1 protein-coding gene is annotated in these 1,668 nt (G+C 77.8%); it reads left to right on the forward strand.

What is annotated here, in order from left to right:
- The first annotated feature begins 372 nt into the window (after positions 1-372).
- Entirely contained in the window at positions 373-1,518 is a 1,146-nt protein-coding gene (locus ACFWXO_RS26510) for a hypothetical protein (protein ID WP_380526527.1), read from the forward strand.
- Positions 1,519-1,668: the final 150 nt, after the last annotated feature.

The following is a 1,668-nucleotide window of genomic DNA, read 5'->3' on the forward strand; positions in this document are numbered from 1 at the left end:
GACCGAGGTCGGCGAGCAGGGCCTGAGCCTGTCCGGCGGCCAGCGCCAGCGCCTCGCGCTGGCCCGCGCCGTGGTGGGCGCGCCCCCCCAGCGGGAGCGGGGCGACCCCCACCCCCCCCGCGCCGGGGGCCCCCCGGGGGGGCCCCGGGCACGGGCGGCGGCCTCACCCTTCCGCACCCGACCGGCCGGTGTCCCCGGCGGACCCGTGTCGCGGTCGGAATGGGCTCGAACGGGCGGGAGGCGGCGGGGGTTGTTCGGGCTGGCATCCGGCTGTCGAGCAGCTTTACGACGTTCCCGGGCGGTCCCCCCGGTGAATGCGCTCCCCCTGCCCTCGGGCCGGGGCCGCCGGTCCGGTGCTCTAGCCTTTGGCCAATGACCGGGACGACCCATGTACACGCTGCCGACGTGCCCGACGAGGCCTGGAGCAGGTTGACCGCGGCCACCGACCTCGATCGGGACGTGGCCCGTTCCTGGCTCTCCGGGCTCGGTTTCAACCGCTCGGCGCCCGTCGACGTGCTCCTGAGCCTCCTGGACGCCGAGGAAGCCGGCGTCCTCTGGCGGGAGGACCTGCCGCCCGAGGTCGTGGACGCCGCGGTCGTCCACGGGGCCAGGCGCGTGCGCGTCATCGCCGCGGAATCCGGTCGCCTCTCCGCCGCACAGTGGGACCGGCTCGTCGCCGCCACGCCGGGTGCCGGGCTACGAGGGCTCTTCAAGGAGCTCGCGGGCGAGCAACTGGCCGCCCGGCGGCTCTCCCGCGGTGGCCGCGGCGTCGGCCGCGCCCCGCACCCCGACGCCACGCCGCCCGGGACGCCGGAGGAGATCGCGGCGATGGCCGCCGACGTCCCCGACATCGACCCGGAGGGCCAAACGACGGCGCTGTGGTGGATCGGCGCCCTGCACGGGGACGCCGACGCCATGCGTCAGCTCGCGGCCTCGCCGAACCTGCTGATCCGCCGCAGCGTCGCCAGGGCGCCGCGCCTGCCCGCGGACGTGGTGGCCGGGCTCGCCCGCGACCGGGACCGGGTCGTGCGGCTCTTCCTCGCCGAGTCGTGCGACGACGCTCCACCGGAGCTGCTGCTGGACGTGGCCGCCTGGTGGGACGGGAGCCTGTCCTTCCCCGGCCGACCGCACAACCACCCCAACTTCCCCCGCGCGGGCCTGCTGCGCTACGCGACGGACCCGAACCCGCGCCTGCGGGCCCTCGCCCTCGACGACCCGGCCTCGACCGGCGCCCTCGTCGAGCAGCTCGGCCGCGACCCCGATCCGCTCGTCCGCGCGGCTGCCGCCCAGGACCGGCGCCTCTCGCCGGAATCGCTCCGGCGGCTCGTCACCGACACCGACGGAGGCGTGCGCCGGCGGGTCCGGCTCAACCCCGCCCTACCGCCGGATCTGCAGGTGACGCTGCTGCTCGAAGCCGACAGCGCCGAGCACGCCGTCCGCAACCCCGCCATCCCCGTCCCCGTTCTGCGCCGCATGGCCGCGCTCGGGAGGCTCCGGGCCGCGACCGGAACCTCCTGAGTGCCGGAACCTCCTGAGCACCGCAGCGGCCGGGGCGGACGCGGGGGGGGGGGGGGCGCGGGGGGGGGGGGGGGGCGCGGGGGGGGGGGGGGCGGGGGGGGGGGGGGGGGGGGGGTGTGTTTGTGTGTGGGTGTGGGGGTGTGTGTGAGG

Source organism: Kitasatospora sp. NPDC059088, from assembly GCF_042738155.1.
In the GTDB taxonomy this organism is placed as follows: domain Bacteria; phylum Actinomycetota; class Actinomycetes; order Streptomycetales; family Streptomycetaceae; genus Kitasatospora.

Coding starts and splice junctions, on each gene's coding strand:
- ACFWXO_RS26510 (WP_380526527.1), top strand. CDS start 373: ATGACCGGGACGACCCATGTACACGCTGCCGACGTGCCCGACGAGGCC.